This window comes from Paenibacillus sp. AK121 (genome assembly GCF_019042715.1).
GTDB classification, from domain to species: Bacteria; Bacillota; Bacilli; order Paenibacillales; family Paenibacillaceae; genus Paenibacillus; species Paenibacillus polymyxa_C.
In genome coordinates this window covers 43,130-67,329 of record NZ_JAHPJM010000018.1, presented here as the reverse complement: position 1 = coordinate 67,329, position 24,200 = coordinate 43,130, and the positions used below count along the sequence as shown (strand labels likewise).

The 24,200-nt window shown below is 44.3% G+C and carries 21 protein-coding genes; 15 read left to right on the top strand and 6 right to left on the bottom strand.

The window, feature by feature from the left end:
- Positions 1–9 precede the first annotated feature (9 nt).
- The 5 genes from KSP24_RS23115 to KSP24_RS23095 all read left to right on the top strand — a co-directional run bounded on the left by KSP24_RS23115 (position 10) and on the right by KSP24_RS23095 (position 4,355).
- Complete coding sequence (locus KSP24_RS23115; protein ID WP_025678383.1) at positions 10–273, top strand: WGxxGxxG family protein; 264 nt, start codon at positions 10–12, stop codon at positions 271–273.
- Positions 274–463: 190 nt separating this feature from the next.
- Positions 464–892 carry a MarR family winged helix-turn-helix transcriptional regulator gene (locus KSP24_RS23110; RefSeq protein WP_025678381.1) on the top strand — a complete coding sequence of 143 codons (429 nt, stop codon included), beginning with the start codon at positions 464–466 and terminating at the stop codon, positions 890–892.
- A 213-nt stretch (positions 893–1,105) separates the two neighbouring features.
- A complete protein-coding gene (locus tag KSP24_RS23105; protein WP_013371141.1) occupies positions 1,106–2,128 on the top strand; it encodes an NADH:flavin oxidoreductase/NADH oxidase in 1,023 nt (340 codons plus the stop codon).
- A 193-nt stretch (positions 2,129–2,321) separates the two neighbouring features.
- Positions 2,322–3,374, top strand: a complete 1,053-nt coding sequence (locus KSP24_RS23100; RefSeq protein ID WP_216976884.1) for a helix-turn-helix transcriptional regulator — start codon at positions 2,322–2,324, stop codon at positions 3,372–3,374.
- 186 nt (positions 3,375–3,560) lie between these two features.
- Entirely contained in the window at positions 3,561–4,355 is a 795-nt protein-coding gene (locus tag KSP24_RS23095) for an SDR family NAD(P)-dependent oxidoreductase (protein WP_216976902.1), read from the top strand.
- A gap of 178 nt (positions 4,356–4,533) precedes the next feature.
- On the opposite strand, the gene KSP24_RS23090 is transcribed toward KSP24_RS23095, so the two are convergent.
- A complete protein-coding gene (locus tag KSP24_RS23090; protein WP_216976882.1) occupies positions 4,534–5,919 on the bottom strand; it encodes an MFS transporter in 1,386 nt (461 codons plus the stop codon).
- 111 nt (positions 5,920–6,030) lie between these two features.
- Here KSP24_RS23090 and KSP24_RS23085 point away from each other — a divergent pair, with 111 nt between their 5' ends.
- The 5 genes from KSP24_RS23085 to KSP24_RS23065 all read left to right on the top strand — a co-directional run bounded on the left by KSP24_RS23085 (position 6,031) and on the right by KSP24_RS23065 (position 13,551).
- Positions 6,031–6,909 (top strand): LysR family transcriptional regulator, encoded by an 879-nt coding sequence (locus tag KSP24_RS23085; protein WP_025678371.1) that lies wholly within the window; start codon positions 6,031–6,033, stop codon positions 6,907–6,909.
- Positions 6,910–7,259: 350 nt separating this feature from the next.
- The gene (locus KSP24_RS23080; protein WP_216976880.1) at positions 7,260–8,642 is read left to right on the top strand and encodes an MFS transporter; all 1,383 of its coding nucleotides are present in this window, start codon (positions 7,260–7,262) and stop codon (positions 8,640–8,642) included.
- Positions 8,643–8,862: 220 nt separating this feature from the next.
- On the top strand, positions 8,863–9,867 hold the full coding sequence (locus tag KSP24_RS23075) for a LacI family DNA-binding transcriptional regulator (RefSeq protein ID WP_025678368.1): 1,005 nt from the start codon (positions 8,863–8,865) through the stop codon (positions 9,865–9,867).
- A 435-nt stretch (positions 9,868–10,302) separates the two neighbouring features.
- The gene (locus KSP24_RS23070; protein ID WP_013371149.1) at positions 10,303–11,784 is read left to right on the top strand and encodes a glycoside hydrolase family 5 protein; all 1,482 of its coding nucleotides are present in this window, start codon (positions 10,303–10,305) and stop codon (positions 11,782–11,784) included.
- A gap of 762 nt (positions 11,785–12,546) precedes the next feature.
- A complete protein-coding gene (locus KSP24_RS23065; protein ID WP_216976878.1) occupies positions 12,547–13,551 on the top strand; it encodes an aldo/keto reductase in 1,005 nt (334 codons plus the stop codon).
- Positions 13,552–13,587: 36 nt separating this feature from the next.
- Here the strand turns inward: KSP24_RS23065 and KSP24_RS23060 are convergent, their stop codons facing one another.
- A complete protein-coding gene (locus KSP24_RS23060; RefSeq protein WP_216976876.1) occupies positions 13,588–14,409 on the bottom strand; it encodes a helix-turn-helix domain-containing protein in 822 nt (273 codons plus the stop codon).
- Positions 14,410–14,496: 87 nt separating this feature from the next.
- On the opposite strand from KSP24_RS23060, the gene KSP24_RS23055 reads away from it, so the two are divergent.
- The 5 genes from KSP24_RS23055 (at position 14,497) to KSP24_RS23035 (ending at position 18,913) form a co-directional block, all read left to right on the top strand.
- Complete coding sequence (locus KSP24_RS23055) at positions 14,497–14,784, top strand: oxidoreductase (RefSeq protein ID WP_216976875.1); 288 nt, start codon at positions 14,497–14,499, stop codon at positions 14,782–14,784.
- Between the two features lie 158 nt (positions 14,785–14,942).
- Positions 14,943–16,454 carry an aminotransferase-like domain-containing protein gene (locus KSP24_RS23050; RefSeq protein WP_216976873.1) on the top strand — a complete coding sequence of 504 codons (1,512 nt, stop codon included), beginning with the start codon at positions 14,943–14,945 and terminating at the stop codon, positions 16,452–16,454.
- Positions 16,455–16,490: 36 nt separating this feature from the next.
- A complete protein-coding gene (locus KSP24_RS23045; protein ID WP_216976870.1) occupies positions 16,491–17,420 on the top strand; it encodes a D-alanine--D-alanine ligase in 930 nt (309 codons plus the stop codon).
- 290 nt (positions 17,421–17,710) lie between these two features.
- On the top strand, positions 17,711–18,265 hold the full coding sequence (locus tag KSP24_RS23040) for a GNAT family N-acetyltransferase (RefSeq protein WP_216976868.1): 555 nt from the start codon (positions 17,711–17,713) through the stop codon (positions 18,263–18,265).
- 36 nt (positions 18,266–18,301) lie between these two features.
- Positions 18,302–18,913 carry a DUF1349 domain-containing protein gene (locus KSP24_RS23035; protein ID WP_216976866.1) on the top strand — a complete coding sequence of 204 codons (612 nt, stop codon included), beginning with the start codon at positions 18,302–18,304 and terminating at the stop codon, positions 18,911–18,913.
- 452 nt (positions 18,914–19,365) lie between these two features.
- Here the strand turns inward: KSP24_RS23035 and KSP24_RS23030 are convergent, their stop codons facing one another.
- The 4 genes from KSP24_RS23030 to KSP24_RS23015 all read right to left on the bottom strand — a co-directional run bounded on the left by KSP24_RS23030 (position 19,366) and on the right by KSP24_RS23015 (position 23,907).
- Entirely contained in the window at positions 19,366–20,094 is a 729-nt protein-coding gene (locus tag KSP24_RS23030) for an HAD family hydrolase (protein ID WP_014599753.1), read from the bottom strand.
- Positions 20,095–20,123: 29 nt separating this feature from the next.
- The gene (gutB1, locus tag KSP24_RS23025; protein WP_013371158.1) at positions 20,124–21,173 is read right to left on the bottom strand and encodes a 2-amino-2-deoxy-D-mannitol dehydrogenase GutB1; all 1,050 of its coding nucleotides are present in this window, start codon (positions 21,171–21,173) and stop codon (positions 20,124–20,126) included.
- A gap of 34 nt (positions 21,174–21,207) precedes the next feature.
- On the bottom strand, positions 21,208–22,476 hold the full coding sequence (locus KSP24_RS23020; protein ID WP_254207958.1) for an aspartate aminotransferase family protein: 1,269 nt from the start codon (positions 22,474–22,476) through the stop codon (positions 21,208–21,210).
- A 222-nt stretch (positions 22,477–22,698) separates the two neighbouring features.
- Positions 22,699–23,907, bottom strand: coding sequence for an MFS transporter (locus KSP24_RS23015; RefSeq protein ID WP_216976864.1), 1,209 nt, complete (start codon positions 23,905–23,907; stop codon positions 22,699–22,701).
- Positions 23,908–24,200: the final 293 nt, after the last annotated feature.

Sequence of the window (24,200 nt, the reverse complement as noted above, 5' to 3'; positions counted from 1 at the left end):
TTCCTTTTTATGAAAAAACAAATAGTCACAGCGGTAACTTCCATATGCTTGTTTGCAGCTTTAGCCACCCCTTCTTTAGCACAAAGTCCAAATGTAAATGCAGCCAATGACCCAGCTCAAAACCCTTATCAAAGCAACAATCCAACTTATAACGCTAACAGTGTACGAGCAAACGCCGTAGATAATGACAACGATATGGATTGGGGTTGGCTTGGCTTGCTTGGTTTGATAGGACTGGCTGGAATGCGCAGAAAAGTATCTGACCATAAATAATTTGTAAATTAAAATCAATTTCAAAACAAAACACCTTCAGAAGATGCATTCCTAAGCATGGAAGCTGATTTGAAAGGTGTTTTTGTGTTGTTTTGACCATTTCCGGTAACCCTGATAGAATTAATTATTCCCTATGGTGACTCCTATAATGTGTGTAATTTATACTTCAGAATAGAACGGATGAGTCGAAATGCATAACAACAATACTATCGAACTTTTAAATATTTGGCTGTCCCTTACTAAACTCCAATCGAACATAAACGATGAATTGGAACGTGCACTTCAAGAAAACTATAGTTTATCCTTAAATGAATTTTTGGTTCTGTATTTCTTATCTCAAACTGAGGAAAAGAAATTGAGATTGCAGCATTTACAAGAGATGGTTGGGTTAAGCCAAAGTGCATTATCTAGACTGGTAGTCAGAATGGAAGCAAAAAGCTGCGGAGCTTTGCAAAGACATATATGTGAAGATGATCGTCGGGGAATCTATACAAGCATGACCGATTTTGGTGAAAAGAAATTTGATAGAGCGCTCGAAACCTTCAACCAGATTCTGGAGTCAGTCCTTTCAAAAGATGAGTTGAAGCAAAAATTACAATCACTTATTGAAAAAATATAATCCTTTCATATAAATTAAAACTTAATACGAAAGTTAATGCTTGAATAGAGCAAGAATTAATCCTAGGTCTAGAGAATACAATATCTGGGCCTTTATTACGTAAACGCATAGTTTAAACGATAGTTGACAAATAAAAAATGCATGCTATATTATATGCATGTGCATGCATATAATATAGTGTTCACTATAAAACCTAGAAAGGGGTCTTTCTTAATGAAAGATTTATTTAGCGCTTATAAATTTAAAGGCTTGGAATTAAAGAACCGGGTCGTCATGCCTCCAATGTGTCAATATTCTGTTGAAAAAAAAGATGGTATAGCTACCGATTGGCATTTCATGCACTACGTAAGTCGTGCAATTGGTGGAACTGGATTTATTATAATTGAAATGACTGATGTAGAACCGGATGGACGGATTTCTGATTTCGACCTGGGATTGTGGTCTGATGAGCAAATTCCTGCATTGAAAAGAATTGTAGATGCCTGCCATAGTTATGGAGCAAAAGTAGGTATCCAAATTGCTCATGCTGGACGTAAAGCAGAAGATGCTGAGGTGCCTGTTGCTCCGTCCGCTATTCCATTTGATGAGAAATCTAAATTACCTAGAGCTCTTTCAACACAAGAAGTTAAAGAAATGGTGGAGAAGTTCCGCGGTGCTGTAGCACGTGCTGTGAAGGCCGGAGTTGATGCCATTGAATTACATGGAGCTCACGGATACTTAATCCATCAATTTCACTCTCCTCTTACCAACCAAAGAGATGATGAATACGGGAAAGATCTTACAAAGTTTGGTCGGGAAATTATTCAGGCAGCCAAGGCAGAGATGCCGGAAGACATGCCGCTTATCATGCGCATTTCCGCTAAAGAATACGTAGAAGGAGGATACGACATTCAAGAAAGCATTTCTTTTGCCAAAGAATATCAACAAGCAGGAGTAGATATTTTTGATATTTCTTCAGGCGGGGAAGGACCTATCGCTGCGTGGGGTAGACCAGGCAGTCACGCAGCATACCAAGTGACACTTGCTCGAGAAATCAGACAAGCACTCGAAGTTCCAGTCATTGCAGTCGGAAGACTCGATGATCCGATCCTGGCAAACGCTGTAGTAGGAAATGAGGACGCAGATCTTGTGGCTGTCGGGAGAGGAATGTTAAGAAACCCTTATTGGGCTCTTGAGGCGGCAACAAACTTGAAAAAAGAAACAACGATCCCGAAACAGTATACTACAGGTTTTTAGATACAGTTTCTGCTGGTAGAAATATAGGAAACTGCAATTATCGAAATAAAAATGACTCAAAAGCAACCGATATATCGGTTGCTTTTTTATTTATTGTGGTCAAACATTTAGTAAGCATGTGTTAACAAAATTCACTATACTGGAATGGTTATAGAGCTTGAATAATGTAAGTAAATAAAGGAGGTCTATATGTATGAAGAAGACTCATACCTCTGACCATATTAAAATTCCGCCAGGATTTTGGACGGGATTACACGAATTGGGGATTTCTGCTCACGACGTAGCTCATAAAGCACGGCTGCCGCTTAACATTATGACAGAACCAGTAGTCACCCCAGCCCAATATTTCGCGATCTGGCAGGCTTATTCCGATCTCATTGGTGACACTGCCAAAGGAATCATCAAGCTTGCAACCGTCTTTGAAACAGCGAAGTACCCACCGACCGTCTTAGCGACTTACCACGCTCGTAACTATCGCGATGCTCTAAACCGAATGGCTCGGTACAAACAATTATGCCCCCCCGAAATCTTACGTATCACCGAGGAGAGCGAGCACTGTACAATCGAACTGGAATGGTTGTATACCGAGCAGCCTGGCCCACCGATGCTGATCGGTATTACGCTCGCATGTCTTCTAGAGCTTGGGCGCCGGGGCACTGGTCAACCTTTGACGGCACAGCTTGTGGAATTTTCGCAATCAATGGGCGATGTACAAGCTCTTGAAGCTTACTTCGGTTGCCGTATCCGGATTGATGCAAAATGTAATCGAATGACGCTACATCGAAGAGATCTGGACCTCCCTTTTGTTTCGTACAACGAAGAATTGCTGGAGATTCTCACTCCCGTCCTAGACCGATCTCTGGCTGAACAGCAGCGCAACTGCTCCATTACCGAAATGGTCAAATGGATTATAAAACGGAGCCTCACAGGAGGACGCCCTGATATTGAGGCTATCGCGAAGGAACTCAACATGAGCGATCGCACGTTGCAGCGCCGGCTCACTGACCAAAACACGAACTTTAAGCATTTGCTGACACAAGCTAGACATGAGCAGGCACGAAAGTACTTGGCAGACCCATCGCTTGATATTAAAGAAGTGGCTTTCTTGATTGGATATGAAGACCAGAACTCATTCTATCGGGCTTTCCGCCTTTGGGAAGGTGACACTCCTTTAAATTGGCGTACTAAACATTTAGCTGCAAACTCAATATCAGAAGCACAGCTCGGAAGACCGTCTATTCATTAATAGATTCCAGACTAGCCAATTGTTCAGAGAGCTAGTTTTATTGAGTTTTATCAATTGGCGTGTGAAACAAGAATTTTGGCGCAATATGCTAGTTACTGAACAATCCAGGCAAGGTAATATAATCAGGACTCTTTAAAAGGCTGATCTTAACATAGTTTGGAAGTAGAGAAAAAGGAGAAATGTATGATGGATATGGGTTTAAACAATAAAACTGCTTTAATTACAGGATCAACGAAAGGTATAGGTAAAGCAATAGCGATTGAACTTGCCAAAGAAGGTGTGAATGTACTTATTAATGGACGGAATTATGATGAGGTAGAACAAACAGTAAATGAAATAAAGTCAAAGTTCCCAACTACCTCTCCCCAAAATGCTAAGGCCGATATTGTGGATAAAGAGCAAAGAAAAGCATTATTTGAAAAATACCCCGAAGTTGATATTTTGGTTAACAATATGGGTATTTACGAAATTATGCAGTATGAGGACGTTGACGATGAAGTGTGGGAAAAATACTTCCGTACTAATGTTCTTGCTGCAAATGGATTAGCTAAATTTTACTTATCTAAAATGTTGAAAAACGATTATGGACGCATTGTTTTCATTGCGAGTGAAGAAGCAATTATGCCTTCAGGACAAATGCCTCAATATTGTATGACCAAATCCATGCTGCTATCATTGTCAAAAAGCTTGTCTAAATTAACAAGAGGTACAGAAGTTACCGTTAATACAATCATGCCAGGACCAACACTTTCTGAAAATGTACATCAAATCATAGAGGGGATTTACACCAATGAAAATATGACTTTTTCAGAAAAAGAGAAACAATTTATGGCCGCAAACCTGCCTCAATCCGAAATACAGCGATTTATTAGACCTATTGAAATCGGTAGATTAGCCGCATTTGTATGTAGCCCATATGCGTCTGCATTTAAGGGTTCTCCAATCCGTATGGATGGGGGAATGGTGCCAACTATTTTTTAATATTTTTACTGGGATTTGAAAGCTGGATTAGGGATGTGAACTGGAATTATTGTCACCTACCAATCGCTACCAAAAACAGCCGATTGCTCGGCTGTTTTTTAACTAAATTCCTTTCTCTTTCGTTGAAAAATTAACGTTAAATAAAGAGTAGAGGGGTTTATTTGAAGAAACGGTGAACCTATGACTCTCGCAATTGTCCTGAATCCAGGCGTCGCCGACTCATCAATACCAAAGTCAATGCAATTACCGTAAGGACAATCCCAAGCACTTGAAATCCCTCGAAGCTGAACTTACCTCCCATTACGATACCTATCAATAATGAAGAGAAAATGGTTCCCAGATATCTTGATGTATTAAATAATCCGGATGCTACACCGATTATTTCTTTTGGAGAACTTTGGAACAAGGCTGCTTGCATACCTACATTGTTCAGTCCGTTGCTAATACCGAATGCAGCCAAAGCCAAACACACGCTGATCACCGGAGAAGTTGGATTTAATGTTACAAGCCACACAGATCCCAATGTCATCAGGATTGCCGATACCAGTAATGCCGGTCTGGGTCCTGATTTATCAATCCATCGTCCTGCTATTGGAGAAGCAGCAAGCGAGCACAAGCCTAAGCTTAGCATGAGAATCCCTGTTTGGAACTCGCTTACATGCCTTACCACTTGCAAGTAGGACGGAAGCCCGAAAAAAAGCGAGTAATAGAGTACGTTAACGAACATGAATTCGACATTAACCCAAGTCAACGCAGGATATTTGGCGAACGTGCGTAAAGGAATAAAGGGTGACGTCGCTTTTAACTCATATCGTACGAATGCCCCCAGCGCAACGAGGCCTATTAACCCGACAATGACGTTTTCTAACGAGATATGCCCAGATGATTTTGCCGAGAGTAATCCGACGAGCAGGGCAACCAGCCCTAATGTGAAGAGTAGGATCCCTTTTGCATCAATTAAATCAAACCATTTACGAAAGGACATGTTGCGTGCAACAGATGTTGGCGATTCGTCCTCAGGAATAGTCCTCCAAGCCAATAGAAAGCTGGCTACCACAAACGGAATATTGATGAAAAAGATGGCAGGCCAATTCCACCAATGAACCAAAACCCCGCCAATAAAGGGTCCAATTGCTGCCGCTCCTGATAGGAAAATGGACAAAACAGACAGCGCAGTCGCTTGTTTCTCTGTAATATGAATTCGAACAATGGCCATTCCAACCCCAACCATCATACTTGTTCCGATGGATTGTACAATGCGGAACACGATGAGCCATCCAAAGGTTGGTGACAACGGAGCTAATAATGATGCAATGAAGGCTACAACAAGTCCAATAAGAAACATCTTCCTACGGCCGAATAAATCGCTGGCCTTTCCCATGATAGGTTGAGCTATGCTACTTGCAATGTAGAAAGAAAAAAAAATCCAGGAAACACCTGTAAAGTCAAGTTGGAACACATTTTGCAGACTTGGAATTGCAACAGAAACCATCGAAGAATTTAATGGGTTCAATAATATCCCTAGACCAACTGAAATCATTAACCACCAGCTGCGAACACTCATTTCTGGCCTCCCATAGCGAATTAATGTCATCGTACTTGAAATCGATTATTTATTCCAATGCATTTGATGATATAATCTCATTGATTTGAGGGAATGAAAGGGGGATGCGAAATGGAACTTCTTCAACTGCAATATTTTCTCACGGTAGCTCGTTTGGAACATGTAACCGAAGCTGCACGAAGTCTGCACGTTACTCAATCGTCGCTCAGCAAAACGATTCAACGCTTGGAGGAAGATTTGGGAGTCCCTTTATTCGATCGAACAGGGAGGAAACTGCGATTGAATGAGTTCGGAAGCAGATTCCTTTACCGTGCAGAAAGGGCTTTATTTGAATTAGAACAGGGGAAGCAGGAGCTTAGCGACTTATCCAGCCCAGAACACGGAACTCTCGAATTGGCAGTGACCACCGCAAGCACATTACCAGGCATTCTTCGAGAGTTTCGGAGAAAACGGCCCTATATTCAATTTCATGTACAAATGCTGACCACACAGGAAATGGTTACACTTCTTCATAGAGGAGAAGTTGATTTTTGCTTGTCTTCACCTCCTGTTGAAGGCGATGACATCGAATGTAAAATCGTATGTATCGACCCCATTCTTGTAGCTGTTCCAAAGGGGCATCGGCTTGCGGATCGAAATAGCGTATCCTTGACAGAGCTAAGGGAAGAATGGTTTGTCGGCGTAAAAAGAGGCTATGGTACTCGTGATTTAGTGGATTCTGTATGCATGTCGGAAGGATTTGTGCCTAACTATGTGTACGAGGGGGATGAACCTGCAAGGCTTAGTACTCTTGTGGAAGCCGAAATTGGGATAGCTTTCATACCGAGCACGGCACGAAATTCGCAGGAACATCTCAAATATCTCCAGGTAGAGAATCACGAATTGATACGTGAGATTGCTTTATTATGGAACAGGAATCGGTATATTTCGCGGGCTGCTCAGGAATTCCGCGAGATAGTAGTAGAATATTTTGCGACGAATTCCAAATAGACAACTTAACTCCATATATGTTTTTGATGATCTACCATTGAAAATAAATAAGTAGGAGATTGCGTTAATAAGATAGCGCAGAGGCTAAACATTGTTATCCAACGAGCAGGAACTAACCGTTTTTGCTTTACCTCGTCATGAAATGATTATTGTCAAAAATAACAGGTGATATTTTTATTATTTTAGTGATAATATGGTTAGGTAATTGCAATTAAACAGATTTTTACTTTTATTTTGTGGAGGCGTTAGAATGAAGTACATAGTGAAAAGAAGGGCACAAATTAAAGGGGATAACGCATCACTGGCCCTATAAACTGCGTAATCCCTGGCATTTTTAAGGGGTTTGCATAATGGAAAAATCGATTGAGAAACGTATTCCTAAATCTTTGATTTGGCTGTGCGTGCTTGCATTTTTCAGCGTATTGAATGAGACGGTGTTCAACGTATCGTTGCCCGACATTGCCGCTCAATTTGGAATTAAGCCATCCGCTGCAAATTATGTTAATACCAGCTTCATTCTTTCTTTTGCCGTAGGAACGGCCGTTTACGGAAAAATATCGGACATTTACGGCGTAAAAAAACTGGTTCTCATCAGTATGATGATATATAGCGGGGGATCGCTGTTTGGCTTGCTTTTTCATGCCTGGTTTCCGATTTTGCTTGTTGCACGATTTATCCAAGGAGCGGGTGCTTCTGCCGTCCCCGGACTGATTATGGTCATCGTTACCAAAAGTATCGAAAAGCAGCATCAAGGAAAAGCTTTTGGAATGATTGGATCGACCGTTGCTCTGGGAGAAGGTTTTGGTCCTATAGTTGGAGGCTGGATCGCGGACTATGTACATTGGTCCTATCTGTTTTTCCTGCCAATGATGACGCTTGTCACACTACCTTTTTTCTTACGGACGCTGCCTGACGAACCTATGAAAAAAGGTGGGCTTGATGTTCTGGGAGGCCTGCTCTTTGTTCTTGGAATTGTTTCGTTCACTTTATTTACGACACATTACGAGTGGTGGTATTTGACCAACAGTGTCATTCTTTTCATAGGATTTGTGCTGAGAATTCGAAGAGCTAAGGAACCTTTCGTAGAACCAGCTTTATTCAAGAGGAGAAGGTTTATTGTCGGCGTATTTGTAGGGGGAATACTTCTAGGTACCGTTGCAGGATTTATGTCTATGATCCCTTACATGATGAGAGAAGTACACCAGATGTCGACAAGCCTTATCGGAGGCGGTGTTCTGTTTCCAGGAACGCTTAGCGTGATTCTTTTTGGGATCGTTGGCGGTTCTTTGGTCGATAGGCAGGGAGCTCGTTTTGTCATGGTTGCAGGGTTATTGCTTCTCGTGATGGGGCTTTTCATCGTTTCACTTTTTGCCGATCGTAGCCTCTGGATCATTTCAGGAGCATTGGTTTTGATTTTTGGTGGGCTATCCTTTGTCAAAACGGTCATCTCAACCATTGTGGCAGGCTCGCTAAGTGCTGACGAATCAGGCTCAGGTATGGGGTTTTTAAATTTTTCCTGCTTTTTGGCGGAAGGGATTGGTATCGCAATTGTAGGAGGACTGCTTACACACCTTAGGTGCAACTTTCCTATTCTCCCGATCGTTACTGACGTTGCAGCATATTTGTACAGCAATTTGACGTTACTACTTCTAGCTGTAGTAATTACAGGCGGTGCCATTTTTATGATCGTATTTAAGGGAGAAGAGGCTTCCTTGGACATTAATAGAAAATAATAATTTTTATAGAGCTGACATTGATATGTAATGATGTCAGCTTTTTTGTACAAAAAACTAAACTTTTTAAAGGGTGCATACATTGATTATTTGGACATCAACTAGATGTTTTTTCGGTATTACTGAACGTTTCCTATGAGGCTGAGCATCGCGTATAATATATAGTAAATTGTTATGTACCGAGTGTGAGATTCGTTTATTTTGGTTTGGGGTGAGTGTAGTGGCATCTATTCATGAGGTGGCGAAACAAGCAGGGGTATCGGTGGCAACGGTATCCAAAGTGATTAATAATTATTCTGATGTCAGCAGCAAAACGAGGAATAAGGTGAACAAGGCGATTGAATTGCTGAACTACCAGCCGAATGTGGTTGCCCGAAGCCTCGTGAAAAAGCGTTCCTGGACGGTCGGGATGTTCCTGCTGGATTTCTTCACGAATCCTTTTATTTCGGAGCTTCTTGATGGGTTAAGAAAGTCTCTTGAAGATAGCGGTTATGACCTGCTCTTTCTATCACCGAATCTTAGCAATCCCGATTATACCTTCACTAAGCATTGCATCAGCCGCAATGTAGATGGAGTTGTCATGTTTGGTGTCGATCGAACTAATCAAAATTTTTTGGATCTACTTCAGGCTGAGATGCCGACGATGATGATCGATACCGATCTGCTGGGACCTAGAACCGGATATGTAACAGCCGACAATCGCAGAGGTGCTTACTTAGGTGTTCAGCATTTGGTGGAACTCGGACATAAACGCATCGCTTTTATTTCAGGGGATTTGGGATGTCTGGTTGGTCAAACGAGATTTTCCGGGTATCAGGAGGGGCTGCGCTCGAACGATCTTCCTTACTACGACCAATATGTGGAGGTAGAGAAATACAGCATTGAAGGTGGATATAAGGCGATGAAGCGCCTGCTACAGCTTCCGGAAGCACCGTCCGGCGTAATCTGCTCTTCAGACTATATGGCGACCGGTGCGATCGAAGCAATTCGCGAAATCGGAATGCGAGTACCTGATCATATTTCCGTTGTTGGGTTTGACAACACATTCTATGCGGAACTGTCCATGCCCAAGCTTACAACAATCAATCAGAACATTACGCTAATGGGAATGAAAGCAGGAGAGCATCTCATCCGAATGATTGAGAATCCCGATTATTCACCGCCAACGGAGATTGTCCCGGCAAATCTGGTTGTACGAGACTCGACAGGAGAGTATAAGGAATAGTTTTTTAAGAATTGACAAACACAAAAACAAATTGTATTTTAATTATGGTGTAAGCGCTTAATATAAGGTCCCTTGAATCACTTCTGCTCGTTCTTGTTTCATTCCCGAGTTATGGACAAAAGGGAAGGTCTCATATTGCGTCAGAGGGGAGGAAACTGGAATAGATATGATTTTAAAAGAAGGTGGTGATCCGGAAGACGTAGGGCGATATGTTGTTAACCTGAGGAAAGCGTGAAGATGTTAATGGTTGAATCTAATTGAGTCTATTGGAACAGGAGGTTTCACTAACATTTTTATTTCATTTTCGAAAACGTTTTCGACAACAAGTTTGAATGCTGTCACTGTTCTTGAATCCGGCCGATATGCAGATGAATATCGGGGCTACTTGCCGAAATTTTTCGCGTAATCATGCCATATTAAAGGGAGAAGAGAATTATGAAAATGTCGTTCAATTCATTCACTAAGCCATTAATCATGATCCTACTGTTCAGTTTATTAACGCTACTTTTTCAAGCGGCCTTACCTGCAACGCCCGCTTCTGCAGCTGCCTGCGCAAACCCTGTAAGTTATTTCGGTGAAATGAAAGCAAGTGGAAACAAGATTAACGGCTCCAAAACGAATCGGCCTATGATGGTCAAAGGGTCGAGCTTCTTCTGGAGCAACTGGTCCGGTCCATTTTGGAATACCGCTACGGTGAATCGGATGGTGGATGAATTCCAAGTAGAGATCGTAAGAGCGGCATATGGCGTGGACCCCAGCGGAAATCCGTATAACACGGCCGATGAATCTAAAGTTCGTGACGTGGTCAATGCGGCAATTGCTAAGGGGATCTATGTTATTATCGATTGGCACTCACATGACGCGCACAACAACGTCAACGCCGCTAAAAGTTTCTTCAGCCGCATGGCGCAGGAATACGGAAGCTATGATAACGTCATTTTCGAGATCTATAACGAACCTACGCAAGTCTCGTGGGGGACAATCAAAAGTTACGCTGAGCAAGTTATTCCAGCCATTCGTCAACATTCTGACAATCTAATTGTCGTTGGTACGCCATTCTGGTCTCAGAATGTAGACCAGGCAGCGAACGATCCCATTACATCCTCTAGTAATATCGCCTATACATTGCACTTTTACGCTGGAACTCATTTTCAGTCGCTCCGGGACAAAGCCAACTACGCAATGAGTAAGGGCATCCCGCTATTTGTTACCGAGATGGGCTTTGTTAACGCGGATGGCGACGGCGGCATTAATTACGATTCCACGAACCAATGGCTTGACTGGATGAACCAGAATAACCTGTCATGGGCCAACTGGGCGATTAATGACAAGACAGAAGGCGCCAGTATTTTCAATACGAACGGGAGTCTCACAGCAGGAGGTAACTATCTGAAAAGCATTCTAGCCGGGCACGCTCCGTATGCCGAGTGGAGGCAGAATGCGGCTTGCGGTGGCAGTAGCGCAAACACATTATATGACTTCGAGGGTAGTACGCAGGGCTGGACCGGTTCGAATATATCCGATGGTCCATGGAGCGTAAACGAGTGGTCATCCAAGGGCAGTAATTCTCTTAAAGCGGATATCATCATGTCTGCTAATTCCCAGCACTACCTGCTTCTCTCACAAAGCCGCAACCTTAGTGGTAAGGCAACGCTAAGCGCGACCGTCAAACATGCATCTTGGGACTCCGCAGGTGACGGACTCAATGCCAAGATTTATGCCAAGACAGGATCAGGTTGGGCTTGGTATGCTGGCAAAGCTGTCAAGATTAATTCTTCTGGAGGTACGACGCTGTCGTTCAACCTTGCATCTGTACCCAATCTTGACGATGTTAGGGAAATCGGCATACAATTTCTTGCCTCGGCGAACAGCAGCGGTAAGTCAGCCGTTTACGTTGACAACGTGACACTTCAATAATACATTCCTAACCTTTCCTGCTAAGGAACTTCATCGCTATATTGTGGGTTTGCCTTTTCGACCAAGTTATTTGCGAATAGTGGAGAAATGATGCTAGTGATAGCTGATTGATCCATAAAACTGTGTCAAATTAAAGAGGCAAGAGGAAAGAGGAAAGACGCAAGATAAAGCTCTTGTCCAAACCAAGTGACAAGAGCTTTATTTCATTACCGATTGTGTCAATAATATGATCTCATTACTCATGGTCTTCATGAAGTACCTGTATTTTGTAGTTGGGAAATATAAGGCTTACAAAAGCTGGTACATATACCGAATTACAAACCAAACACCTCAGTAATTAAAGAGAATCAATAAGCCTCCTTTTAAGTACAACCTTATCTTAGTCTTCGGACTGGAGGAAGGTTGTTTTTCTTTGTTATAAAATAGGCATCATTTGTTGTGTCACACAATTATTCCCTAACTAATCATTCACATTATGATATCGCGGATTTACGAGAGAAGACAGGGACTATGATGAATAAAGCAAAATTCTCATTATTGAAGATTTAGTAGCTGTCCTATTATCAAATAACATTATGACATGTATTTTTATCACAGTGACATTCCAATACATAAGAATTGTTAGATATACTTGAGCTGCCTAAGGTTAGGTCCTCAACTTTATGACATGTCTTGAGGGAGGCGTGAAATGAGAAATAAGAAATAAGAAGAGGGCACGTCAGAGGCCAGTATTTTGCTAGGAATGAGAAAGGATGAAATCAGGTGACTTATATTGCACAAGAGAATCGATACGAACAAATGAAATATCGGCGGATTGGACGGAGCGGTGTCAGGCTCCCGGCCATTTCGCTCGGCTTGTGGCAAAATTTCGGCGGGGACAAACCGTTTGAGGATAGTCGTGCAATGATATTACGTGCCTTCGATCTTGGTGTCTCGCACTTTGATTTGGCAAACAATTACGGACCACCTCCCGGATCGGCCGAGGAAACCTTTGGACACGTTTTAAAAAAGGACCTCGCACCTTATCGGGATGAGTTGTTTATTTCAACAAAAGCTGGCTACTATATGTGGCCTGGCCCGTACGGTGAGTGGGGATCGAGAAAAAACCTGCTTGCAAGCCTGGATCGCAGCCTTCAGCGAATGGGACTCGACTATGTCGATGTCTTTTACCATCATCGTCCCGATGGTGATACCCCCTTAGAGGAATCGATGGGAGCGCTTGCTCATGCTGTGAAATCAGGCAAAGCACTGTACGTCGGTTTATCCAATTACGGACCGGAGGAGACGAAGCAAGCAGCTGTGATCCTTAAAAACCTTGGTACACCGCTGCTCCTCCACCAGCCTATGTATTCGATGCTGAACCGGTGGATTGAGAACGGATTGCAGGACGTGCTGACTGAAGTAGGAGCCGGCACAGTGGCTTTCTGCCCGCTTGGTCGCGGACAGTTGACGGGAAAATACATCGATAAGCTGGAAGCTGAGTTTAAAACAGGCCTGCGCACGTTGAAACCAGAGGCCATATCTCAGGAGCGGATTAACAAATTCCGTGCGCTGGAGGCGATCGCGAAGCGCCGCGGTCAAACGTTGCCGCAAATGGCGTTGACATGGGCGCTGCGCGAAGGAGGTGTGGATTCGGTGCTAATCGGTGCAAGCCGTGTAGGTCAAATCGAGGAAAACGTGCAAGCAGTACACGCGGAACTGCTATCGGCAGCGGATCTTCAAGAGATCGACCAAGTTATGCATAATATCGGGGATGTCCCCTGGTAATGTCATGGCAACAACACGATTCATTAAACGAACAAATCAGTCGAGACTTGAAAGACCCATTGAGCTGTCTCTTTTAAGCCTTGCGCGAAAGTGTGATGGAGAAAGTCCCTTCACTTTTTTAAACATTTTGGAGAACAGTAGCGGGTCGCTATAACCAACAGAATAGGAGACTTCCGTGATGGACAGCTGCGAATTGTCCAGCAGATCGCCTGCTTTGTCCATCCGGAGGTTCAACAGGTATTGTTGTGGGGAAACATTAAGAATCTCCTTGAAAAGGACGGACAGATAGACACGATCAATCCCAACTATGTGTGCGACCTCGGAAATGGAAACTCTTTGGTTATAGTTCATTCGAATAAACTCGACCGCTTTACGAATGTAGGCATCTTTGGGCCGTACCTCGGTCAGTAGTTGACTCGTAGCGACCAACATTTCGATCCAATCGGCGAGTAACCTGAACAAAATGCTCTGTCTTCGTAGTTCACTGGTGCTGTGGTTCACGTCGCAGGCAGAAAATTCATCCAAATAAAAATCAAACCAAAACAATGGGGAGTACCTGAATACGGGATGAAGGGGAGAAATGTGCGCCTGCTCGAATAGAGGTATAACCCCGTTACCCGAAAAGGCTATCCAAGAATAAATCCAAGGATCAGTTGGGTCCGCTTCCATGTAACAAAGAATGTTGTCGTATACGATAAAGCCTTCGCCTTGCTGAAGATGAAAGGTCTTTCCGTCAATCTGATAAACGCCTCTACCCGCATGGATAAACATGATTTTGTATTGTCCTTTGATGCCGGGCCCCCAAGAATAGCTGGGTTCACAAACTTGTTTGCCGTGATAACAGTAACAAATATCCATCTGGTTGCTTTCCTCCTATAATAGTACATCATGACATATAAGATCCTGAAAGTCACTTGCGAAATGAGTTCACTTATAAAGAGTATAATGCTTGATCAGTTCCTTACGGACTATACGAATCGTCGAACAGATGAATACGGTGGATCCATTGAAAACCGGATACCAGTTATTGCGAATGGCCAGCTTGATAATCCTGATAAGGCTGCCACAATCATTGGGCAAGGGTTTGCTGACGTAATTGCGTTGGAGAAAGGCGTACTTGCAAATTATGATTGGATAAAGAAGGTTAGAAATGGTAAACCGTTATCTGAGCTGGATCAAAATAAAGTTTTAAGACCGGATGCAACCATTAAGGATTTCGAGATTAGTCAATAAGATGATCATTGCGTAACCATACATCTGGAGTTACGGATATGATGAGGACGTAGCCGGGATAAAATCGGAAGAACCATCGAAGGATGAAAAGTCCAGAGCGGTGGTTCTTTTTTTCTTTTGTTACCTATGCCATCATTATAGATGGAGGGCGATGAACAATGTTCCAAGATTTTAAGATCGTTGGTGACCGTCCGGTCGCGATACAAGTAAAAGAATATATTAAACGTTTAATTATAAAAGGGACGTTTCATAAGGATCAGAAGCTACCCTCCACACGAGAAATGAGCAGTGTGCTCAAGGTGAGTCGCAATACAGTTATTGCAGCCTATGAAGGCCTGGAGGACGATGGATTTACGTATACAATACCGAGTAGAGGCAGCTATGTGGCCGCTATGGTGGACCTTTTGGTTGCGGATAACGGAGGGGCTGACGCCTCCTTCGCCTGGCAGATTGATTGGAAGACAAGAATGAGCAAGTACGCTGTATCGGCTGCAGAGCTTGATATGATGAAGCAGGGCATTCGCGCCCCAAGAGGAATCATCTCGTTTACAAGCATCGCACCGGATGAGCAGCTGTTTGATCTGGGAGATGTAAGGCGAGCCTTTATGGATCGGATGGCAATCGAAGGGCAGGTGCTGCTCAACTACGGCTATGCCAAGGGTTACAAACCACTGATCGATTACCTGATGAGATATATGGAGAATAAGGGCGTCGATATAAGCGGCAAGGATCTACTGATTACAAGCGGGTTTACAGAAGGCTTCGATATTGTGCTGTCGGCACTTCGCCCTTCAGCGCGCCGCGGTACAGTAATTTGTGAAAATCCGACCCATCACACAGCGATCAAAAATTTAAAGCTACAAGGCTTTGAGATTACCGGCATTCCAATGGAGCGGGATGGTATTAATGTGGAGCAGCTTGAAGCGGTATTGCAGAAGCAGACAAATAGCTTCGATCTCGCCTATTTGACTCCTTCCTATCACAATCCTACAGGCATTGTCATGTCGCCGGCAAAGCGCAGCGCTGTAATGAATTTAATGATGCGCTATCAGATTCCGGTGATTGAGGATGGTTTTAATGAGGAGCTTCGCTATTCAGGAGCGCATATTGCGCCATTAATAGCAACAGCAGGGCGAGGGAACGGAGTCATCTATATTGGCAGCTTCTCCAAGGTGCTGTTTCCTGGCTTGCGAGTAGGCTGGGTGCTTGGAGATCGAGCGCTGATTGACACTCTGGAAAGCATTAAGCGTGCGCGCACCATTCATACCTCAACAATCGACCAATCGATATTATATCAATATTTGCTCAATGGAAATTTTGAGAAATATGTAAAAAGAGCACGTATGGAATATAAGCGCAAATACGAGCTTACGAAGGCATGCTGTGATACCCATCTCTCTGAGGCGCAACTATCTGGCGATGGGGGCTTGCATGTGTTTCTTACCTTCCCGGCAGGGGTAAATACGCGCCAGTTGCTTAAAGCATGCATAGATCAAGGTGTTATATATACACCTGGAGACAAGTTTTTTATACATGAAGGTGAAGGGACGAATACTTTGCGGCTTGGCTTTTCCCGAGTAACGGATGAACAGATCGAGCGGGGTATTCAGATTATAGGCCAACAGGTGCGTAACTTTCATAAGGCATGTGGTCATAAGAACAATCCGTAACTGCACTATGATTTTTTAAGAAAATGGGGTGTCATGATGAAGATTGGCGTTATTATGGGGGGTACTTCCACTGAGCGTGAGGTTTCTCTGCAGACAGGTCAAGAGATGCTGAATCATTTGGATCGCAGCCGCTATGAGGTGGTTCCAATTGTGATCGATCAGCCAGCAGATTTAATCGAACAGGTTCAGCAAACAGACATCGATTTTGCGTTGTTGGCGCTGCATGGTCAATATGGCGAAGACGGCACGGTGCAGGGAGCGCTGGAAACACTGGGCATTCCCTATACAGGGAGCGGTGTTCTGGCAAGCAGCCTGTGTATGAATAAGCAGCTGTCCAAGATGCTGCTGAAGTCGGCAGGGGTGCTTACGCCTGCAGGCCTCTGCTGGCAGGGAATGGGCGATTATGATCAGCAAGCGGTAGAGCAGTTGGGTTATCCCGTTATTGTGAAGCCGAATAGGGGAGGATCCAGCATCGGCATCCAGCTTGTGCATAATGAGAAGGAGCTTCACTCGGCTATTCAGAAGGCTTGTGCTTTGGATCAGACGATTTTGGTTGAGCCTTTTATTCAAGGGACGGAGCTTACCTGCTCAATTGTAGATGGCGAGGTATTACCGATTATCAGGATTCGCTCTGCCCATTCTGAATGGTTCGACTATAAAGCGAAATATGAGACCAGCGGTGCTGAGGAGAAGGTGATCCAGCTTCCTCCCGTTATTGAGCAGCGTGTGCGCGAGACGGCGCTTGCCAGCTATCGGCTGCTGCAGTGCAAGGTGTATGCAAGGATCGATATGATTTTGTGCCAGGATGTACCTTACGTTTTGGAGGTAAACACCTTACCCGGAATGACCGCTAACAGCCTACTTCCGAAGAGTGCAGCTGCAGCAGGCATAACCTTTACACAGCTGCTGGACCGTATTATTACTAGCTCACTCCATGAGCGAAAACGGGAATGGGAGAAGGTTTAACATGTTTGATGGATTAGATCAGCTAGAATACCTTGATACGGAAGCTTTCATCTGAGAGAACATCGGAAGACTTTTTGTTCATCCTAAAGAGAATTTAATGGTCTATAAAGTAAAGGGATTAGACAGAAAATGGCGAAATATTGTTATAATGGTTAGAACGGAACAGCGTTAAACTGATGTAGATTTGAAGGATGTTGCAGCATTAATGCAACTTGATTTTGCTTCAAGATGGGGGAGGTGTTCACATCTCTATTCGCACCTTATAAAACTGTAGGAGAACGAATACGAAAATGAATATTTTAATCAGAGAAGTGAAGGCTGAGGACGGTGAGTGTAGCACTAACATTGATGGTAGCTTTATCGTGGATTCTACCCTTGTTTTGCAATTAATGGGACAGCAAATCGAATATACGGTGAAGGAGAGGCCTATTAGTAAAAAAAGCTACGATGATGATCAGTTTGAGGAAGACACAGTTGAGGATTATTTGAATTATATCGACAATCCCGATCAGATCATATATTTAGCGCTCGTAAATAATCAAGTCGTAGGTCAAATTGTTCTGAAAAGGAATTGGAATAAGTATGCATATGTGGAAGATATCAAAGTCGACAAGCTATATAGAAGCTTCGGTATCGGTAAGGAACTAATCGAACAGGCTAAACGCTGGGGGAAGGATGGCGGAATGCCAGGAATCATGCTGGAGACACAAAGTAATAATGTTCGCGCTTGTAAATTCTATGAAAGTTGCGGTTTTGTGATCGGTGGATTCGACTCCTACGTCTACAGAGGCCTAGATAAAGAAAGTGACGAGATCGCGATCTATTGGTATCTGATGTTTGATTAGAACGACAAATTTATTTGAATAAAGGAGGACAAAAAGATGACTAAAAAGAGAATGGAATGGGAGGAAGGGAATTGGATCAATTCACCTCTATATGCCCGGAAAGAAGGAGATTTCCTTAAGGTTGCGCCTGAAAAGGGAAGAGATTTTTGGAAAAAGACATTATATGGTTTTGAATTTGAAGATGGGTCCGCTTTATTATCGGATTGGAATAACAACACGGCGGTGGAAGTATCGTTTCAACTCGCATCCTTTACGGAGCTTTATGATCAGGCAGGTATTTTGTTATACCATGGCCCCGAGCAATGGGTTAAAGCGGGGATAGAAATCAATGATGGCATTCCTCAGCTTTCCACAGTCGTAACCGCTGGGTATTCTGACTGGTCGCTTGCGGCTGTGCCGGAGTGGGTTGGTGAAGAAGTCACCCTCCGCGCTTCCATCATCAAGGATGCTGTGGTCATTCGCGCACGGACGGAGAATCATGGATGGCGAACGATTCGTGTGGCGCGTTTTCCCTACACCACTGGAAATCAGGCAGGTCCATATACCTGTTCGCCAACCCGTGAGGGCTTTGAGGTTACCTTTACTCGCTGGCACTTTACAGAGCGGGACCAAGACCTTCATAGTGATCCTCCTGTAGAACATCATTGAAGAACGAATGCACAGCTGAGCACAGCAATATGAGATACGATAAACTAGCTTATATGCACATAAAATAATGATTAAGAGTAGGTGTCTCATAATAAAATATATTGTAATAGACCCAAAAGGGAAGATGTGTATTTTGGTGTGAAATCCGGGACTGATAAGGAAGACCAAAGCGGAAAACTACTACTTGACACAATAAAATACATACTCTAAAAACTCCGATTTTGTCTTTCCTAAGTTCAGTTTTTTACGCAACAGACATGAGGTTGAAAAATATTTGATGTAAAGCACGCCCCATAGAGTACACACAGGGTAGTCTAAATGACATACTCTACTATGTACTCTATGGGGCATAATTATATCTGTCATTATCCATTTTAAAGATCAGGCGGTTTAATATATTTATAGAGGAGATATGCCTTCCAGCATCTTACAGCCCTTCTCTTGGCAGACAACTATTCCCCGAATGGCAAGCTCTCTTTAAGCGCCCACAGGTCATCATAGCTGGAAATACGGTAATCTGCCTTGGATAAATCCTGCTGGCCCGAGCCTGGGTTGTGTAAACCAATGCAGCGCATACCAGCACTCTTGGCTGCATGAACACCATTTCGTGAATCCTCAATAACAATACAATGGTCCGGGGCTATGCCAAGTAGTTCGGCGGCATATAGGAAGATGTCTGGTGCCGGTTTACCCTGGGATACCTCTTCTCCAGTGATTCGAATATCAAAGTAACGGCCAAGTCCCGTTTTTTCCATAATGAGATCAATCAGCGACCGCGGAGAGGAAGAGGCTACTGCAATCGGAATTCCTTTTTCCCGTAACCAGTCCAGCCACCGTTCCAGTCCGTCGATCGCCATCAGGCCCTCATATGCTGTTATGGTCTGCATCACATTTTTTCGGTGATAGGCAAGTGCCTCTTCCAATGTATTAGTAAGTTGATGCCTGTCCAGCACTTGACGCCACATGGATTCGAGTGTCACTCCAACATAGGTGTGATGCTCTTCTTCCGTCATGGGTGCACCGAAATGGGCAAAGGAGCTGCGTTCAACCTCAAAATAAATCGGTTCGCTGTCTACCAACACCCCATCCATGTCGAAAATGACCGCTTTGACCGGAACGGACGCTGATAGGTCTCCTGTGCATTCATGATTCGTCGGTGTAACATGATGAATGCTCGTCATGTCCATTCTCCCCCTTGTTAGTAGCTAATTTAGTTGCCGGAGCCATTCGATTGCAGCACAATCTTGATCGCCTGAGACGAAGGCTGAAGTGTCCGCTCGCTGATATTACATCCAAGTGTCTTAAAGGCTTCATGGTAGTCATCAAGCGGATACGAGTGGGTAATGATTTTTTTGGCGGGAATGATTTGCTGCTCAATCAGATAATGCGCCGTGGAGAACGTGCCCAGAGAATCAATCGAGCCGATGATTTTAAGGCTACGGTCAACGACCTCTTTCGGATTAAACGAGCTTATCCCATCTCTCAGCCCCACCAGCATCAAATACCCGCCGCTCGCAAGCTGGCTTAGTACCTCGGTGCCGACCACGCCTGTGGTATCCACAATCATGTCCACCTGATTCTTTGCCGGAGCCAGCCTATGAATGGCCGCCTCCAGCGTGGCATGCGCGGACCACCGTTCGGGGGCAATAGAATCCGCAATGGCGAGCCGTTCCTCCGAGATGTCAACAAGGCAACCAGTCACGCCTTTCGAAGCAAGAGCATAGCTGTACAGAATCCCGATCGGACCTGCGCCTATAATAACAGTGGTGAAGTTCGGCAGCAGGTTAATCTGGTTGATCCCGGTCAGCATACAGCTCAGCGGTTCGGTCAGCGTCGCTTCTTCGTAGCTGATATGATCCTTCAGCTTGTACAAAAAACGGTCCTCAGTCACATAATAATCGGTGAACGTACCGTCGGCGCTGACTCCGGTCTCTGTTACGGATTTGTGTGTACAATGATTTTGTCTTCCTGTCCGGCACATTTCACATTGACCGCAGTAGTATGTTGGATCAATCACCACCCGGTCCCCAGGCTTGAGTGAACTGACGGCTGATCCAACAGCGACAACATCCCCGGCTGACTCGTGACCCAAGATCGTGGACGGCACGGCATGATATTTGCCACTAATGATACCTAGATCCGTACCGCATACGCCTGTCGCCCGAATCCGGACGAGTACATCGTTATCCTTTTTAATCTCCGGGATCGGTCTTTCCTCAAGTGCGACATCCCAAGCTGATTTGTATACTAGTGCAAGCATGAATAATTCCTCCTTTTGCCTATTGGGCAGATCGTTAGTGAAGAGTAGAAAGAACGGCATCAAGCCGTTTAACAATTTCGACAATCTCATCTTCTGTAGCCGTGAGAGAAGGTCTCACTTTGACCACATTGCCATAACCGTAACGGGAACCTCTGAGAATTAATTGCTGTTCCTCAAATGCACGATCGATAATTCCATTGCTTTTCACTGCATTCGGGGCATCGTCCTCATCTACAATTTCCAGTCCCCACATTAGTCCGACGCCACGAGCCTCACCAATGCAATCATGCTTGTCGGCCATCTCCGTCAGCAGGGATCCAAGCAGGTCTCCTTTGGACCGGACGGCTTCCAGAAAACCGGGTTCGGTTACAACCTCCAGCGTGGATTTGGCTGCCGTGACCGAGATCAGATTGCTGCCCGAGGTAAAGGAATGCTCGTGCTTCTCCAGGACATCAAGACGAGACTGCATCAAGACCGCTGCAACCGGGACACCGATGCCACCCAGACCTTTGGCGAGTGTAATGATATCCGGTTGGATGTCAAACAGCTCACTTGCGAACATGTAACCTGTCCGCCCAATTCCGGTCTGCACTTCGTCAGCAATCAGAATCATTCCGTGCTCGTCGCATAGCTGACGGAGACGCTTGAAATATCCTGGAGGCGGGATGATATTACCTCCGTTGCCCAGAATGGGTTCGATAATCATGCAGGCCACAGACCCAGAGCTTGCATACTCAATGGCGTCTGATATGGCGTCAATACAATGATGACCACACTTGTCTGGTGAAGAATTAAAGGGACAGCGATAGCAGTAGGGGGCAGGCACATGCAGAGAGTTTGCTGCAGTTGAGTTAGGGAAGTTTTTCCGGCGGAAGGCATTGCCGGAAATGCCTGTTGCGAATTGGGTTTGTCCATGATGTGACAGATGCAAGCTGATGATATCAGTAGCTCCGGTATATTTCTGGGCCAGTTTCACAGCACATTCGTTCGCTGTGGAGCCTGTAATATCTCTCATCCACCCAGCGTCGATACCGTTCGGGGCGTACTGGATTAGATGATCTAGGACTTCTTCGACATAAGGCTCTGTAAAAGACGAAGACATGTGAGCAAGATTGCCGACCTGCTCCTGTACTTTTGCGACGACATGAGGGTGGTTATAACCGAGCGACAAGTTGAAGGTGCCGGATACGCCATCCAAATACTCCTTGCCCGAATCGTCAATCAGAGTAATGCCTTTACCATATCTGAAACGTTCTTTGGTTAACGTATGCACGATATTTCCCCTCCATATCAGAATATACATTCTTATTAAGTCATCTTATAAAAGTGTACCACCCTATTAAAGCATCACGCGGCTGAACTCACCTCCCCAAAATAAGAAGTTTATCTTCCTTGCCCTCATGGGCAAGGGAGCACAATCTGGTGCTTCTGCGATTTCACAGATATGAGAGATAACCGCAGTAACAGAATCAGCCCGAAAAGCAAAAATGCGATAGGCCTCACCTCCCCTAAGAACTAAGCGATGTCATCCTTCCTTGCTCTGATGGGCAAGTGAATCAACTACTCGGCTACCCCGATTGTTCCACAGATGCGTGAGAATAAGTGCCAGCAGCAAAATCAGAGTAAACCCTCCTAAAATCCAGAGGCTAGCCGCCACCGGCCATTCGCTCATGCTCCAGCCTATAACATATTGAAGCACCGATCCGCCAATTCCGCCTGACGCAATCAGAATGCTGGTCGTCCGTTCGGTCATTCCTGGAATCATTACGTTGGCGTAGACAAGCGCGATACAGAAGAGGCCAGACATGAATATGCCTGCACCAAAAATGAGAAGGTATGTAGCCCATTGGCTGGATATAAACACCATGGCAACCAGAAAACAGAAAGTTCCAATTGCACTCCATAACAGATAAGGAATATATCCTGCTGATTCTGCAATCTTTCCTGAGAACATACGACCAATGATCATTGCAATCCAAAGCACGCTGACACCTAGCGAGGCAACAGATCCCTGAAGTTGTAGCGTTTCTGTCAGAATAGAAGGTAGGAAGTTCATGAGCCCCAGTTCAAGACCCATATAAACAAAGAAGAAAATAATGAAGATTCCTAGCAATACACGGTGCTGTCCTGAGTAACGAGCTTGTTCAACTGAACGCTCAGTAGTGCGGATGTCTGCTTGTGTGAGGTGAGTGGAGGCGGAAACAGGCATGGTAAGCCAAAATAGCAACAGGATAAAAGTAAGAAAGGAGATGGTGTAAAAAGTTAGATTCCATATTCCAAACCAGATATATAGGCTAACGATGGCAGGCATAAGCAGTGCACCAAGTGCAAAATAGACATCCAGCTTGGACATGGCCACGGCTTTTTGCTCCTCCGTAAACTCAATTGTAAACGCTCCGATGGATGATTCAATAATGCCTGAGCCGAAGCCAATGCAGATTGCCATTACGATGACCCAATTCCATGAGGGCAGTACACCCAAGATAGTACATGCGATGACAATACTCCCCAAGGCAATAGCAAGCATGGACTTGCGGCCCATATGTAGAGCCATGAAGGGAGTGAGCAGAACGCCGACAAGAAAGCCGAAAAACTGCAAGAACAGCAGCAATCCACCATCGCTGTACCCCCGTCCATAGTGAGGCAGCAAAGTCGGCAGTAATGCCCCCAGCACAACGCTGGTGACACCGATTAACAGATAGAAAGCACAACTTAAAGCGAAAAGTCTCTTCAAGGCCTGTCCCTCCATAAGGTCATATTTTTTTATATGAGCATTGTTTTTACTAGAATATACCATTACTCTGGAAAAGTATATATACAATTCCACAGAAATTGTAAAAATAAATCGATAGACTCTTAATAATATGCGTCATGCTCCTTATCAACGTGATACACATCAGTTTTATCTTGAAGGCACTATATACTTTCGTACAATTGACTTTGATTTAGAAGTTGGTCCATCCTTCAAATGAACGGTTGATTAAAAACATTGGAGGGATCTTTCATGCGTTTGGGAGGAAAAGTTGC

What these genes read in the sequence shown, in the direction of transcription:
- KSP24_RS23100 (WP_216976884.1), top strand. Translation starts at nt 2,322, where the DNA reads ATGAAGAAGACTCATACCTCTGACCATATTAAAATTCCGCCAGGATTT.
- KSP24_RS23035 (WP_216976866.1), top strand. Translation starts at nt 18,302, where the DNA reads ATGACTAAAAAGAGAATGGAATGGGAGGAAGGGAATTGGATCAATTCA.
- KSP24_RS23045 (WP_216976870.1), top strand. Translation starts at nt 16,491, where the DNA reads ATGAAGATTGGCGTTATTATGGGGGGTACTTCCACTGAGCGTGAGGTT.
- KSP24_RS23080 (WP_216976880.1), top strand. Translation starts at nt 7,260, where the DNA reads ATGGAAAAATCGATTGAGAAACGTATTCCTAAATCTTTGATTTGGCTG.
- KSP24_RS23095 (WP_216976902.1), top strand. Translation starts at nt 3,561, where the DNA reads ATGGATATGGGTTTAAACAATAAAACTGCTTTAATTACAGGATCAACG.
- KSP24_RS23085 (WP_025678371.1), top strand. Translation starts at nt 6,031, where the DNA reads ATGGAACTTCTTCAACTGCAATATTTTCTCACGGTAGCTCGTTTGGAA.
- KSP24_RS23070 (WP_013371149.1), top strand. Translation starts at nt 10,303, where the DNA reads ATGAAAATGTCGTTCAATTCATTCACTAAGCCATTAATCATGATCCTA.
- KSP24_RS23050 (WP_216976873.1), top strand. Translation starts at nt 14,943, where the DNA reads ATGTTCCAAGATTTTAAGATCGTTGGTGACCGTCCGGTCGCGATACAA.
- KSP24_RS23110 (WP_025678381.1), top strand. Translation starts at nt 464, where the DNA reads ATGCATAACAACAATACTATCGAACTTTTAAATATTTGGCTGTCCCTT.
- KSP24_RS23115 (WP_025678383.1), top strand. Translation starts at nt 10, where the DNA reads ATGAAAAAACAAATAGTCACAGCGGTAACTTCCATATGCTTGTTTGCA.
- KSP24_RS23105 (WP_013371141.1), top strand. Translation starts at nt 1,106, where the DNA reads ATGAAAGATTTATTTAGCGCTTATAAATTTAAAGGCTTGGAATTAAAG.
- KSP24_RS23055 (WP_216976875.1), top strand. Translation starts at nt 14,497, where the DNA reads ATGCTTGATCAGTTCCTTACGGACTATACGAATCGTCGAACAGATGAA.
- KSP24_RS23030 (WP_014599753.1), bottom strand. Translation starts at nt 20,094, where the DNA reads ATGACGAGCATTCATCATGTTACACCGACGAATCATGAATGCACAGGA.
- KSP24_RS23090 (WP_216976882.1), bottom strand. Translation starts at nt 5,919, where the DNA reads ATGAGTGTTCGCAGCTGGTGGTTAATGATTTCAGTTGGTCTAGGGATA.
- KSP24_RS23060 (WP_216976876.1), bottom strand. Translation starts at nt 14,409, where the DNA reads ATGGATATTTGTTACTGTTATCACGGCAAACAAGTTTGTGAACCCAGC.
- gutB1 (WP_013371158.1), bottom strand. Translation starts at nt 21,173, where the DNA reads ATGCTTGCACTAGTATACAAATCAGCTTGGGATGTCGCACTTGAGGAA.
- KSP24_RS23020 (WP_254207958.1), bottom strand. Translation starts at nt 22,476, where the DNA reads ATGTATATTCTGATATGGAGGGGAAATATCGTGCATACGTTAACCAAA.
- KSP24_RS23040 (WP_216976868.1), top strand. Translation starts at nt 17,711, where the DNA reads ATGAATATTTTAATCAGAGAAGTGAAGGCTGAGGACGGTGAGTGTAGC.